The following is a 976-nucleotide window of genomic DNA, read 5'->3' as shown; positions in this document are numbered from 1 at the left end:
GCCCTCCGCCGGCTCCGGCCGGACCGCCGCCGTGGTGGCGATCCACGCCGAGGACGCGGTGGCGGTGTTCGCCCGGCTCCGGGTGATGGCCCGCTCGCTGGCGCGCGAGCAGGCGCAGGGCTGTGGGAAAGCCATCGACATCTTCGTCCTGTCGGACACCCGGGACGGCGCGATCGCGGCCGTCGAGGAGCATGAATTCGCCCGCATCCTGGCCTGGGCGGAGGCCGACCCGGCCCTGCCGCGGATCCGCTACCGCCGCCGGACCGAGAATACCGGCCGCAAGGCCGGCAACATCGGCGCGTTCTGCCGCAGCCACGGCGCGGAATACGCCTACATGATCGTCCTCGACGCCGACAGCCTGATGACCGGCGCCGCCATGACCCGGCTCGTGGGCCTGATGGACGAGAGCCCCCGCACCGGCCTGATCCAGACCGTCTCGTACGCGGCCGGCCGGGACACCCTGTTCGCCCGGATCCAGCAATTCGCCGTGCGCCTCTACGCGCCCCTGGCCCTGCGCTGCCTGGAGACCTGGCAGGGCCCTGAGGGCAGCTACTGGGGCCACAACGCGATCCTGCGGATCGAGGCTTTTGCCGAGAACGCGCAACTCCCGGTCCTGCCGGGGCGGGCGCCGCTCGGCGGCGAGATCCTGTGCCACGACATCGTCGAGGGCGCCCTGATGGTCCGGGCCGGCTGGGAGGTTCGCCTGCTGCCCGAGATGGGCGGTACCTGGGAGGAGATGCCCACGAACCTCGTCGACCTGCTCGGCCGCGAGCGCCGCTGGTGCCAGGGCAACCTGCAGCACCTGCGCGTCCTGCCCTGGGCCGGGCTGCACGCCGCCAGCCGCTGGCACCTCGCGGTGGGCATCCTGGCCTACGGCATGCTGCCGCTCTGGATCGCCTTCCTGGGCCTGGCCTCCTGGCAGGCGGCCCGCATCGGCGACCTCGGCCTGCTCGCCTACGGGCTGACCGGCCACGGC

1 protein-coding gene is annotated in these 976 nt (G+C 73.3%); it reads left to right on the top strand.

Annotated elements, in window-relative coordinates:
* The coding region (gene mdoH, locus FV228_RS30870) for a glucans biosynthesis glucosyltransferase MdoH (protein WP_147857877.1) at window positions 1-976 on the top strand (976 nt) is incomplete at both ends.

It is taken from the genome of Methylobacterium sp. WL18 (assembly GCF_008040015.1).
Classification (GTDB): Bacteria; Pseudomonadota; Alphaproteobacteria; order Rhizobiales; family Beijerinckiaceae; genus Methylobacterium; species Methylobacterium mesophilicum.
This window is presented reverse-complemented; position numbering and strand designations above follow the sequence as displayed.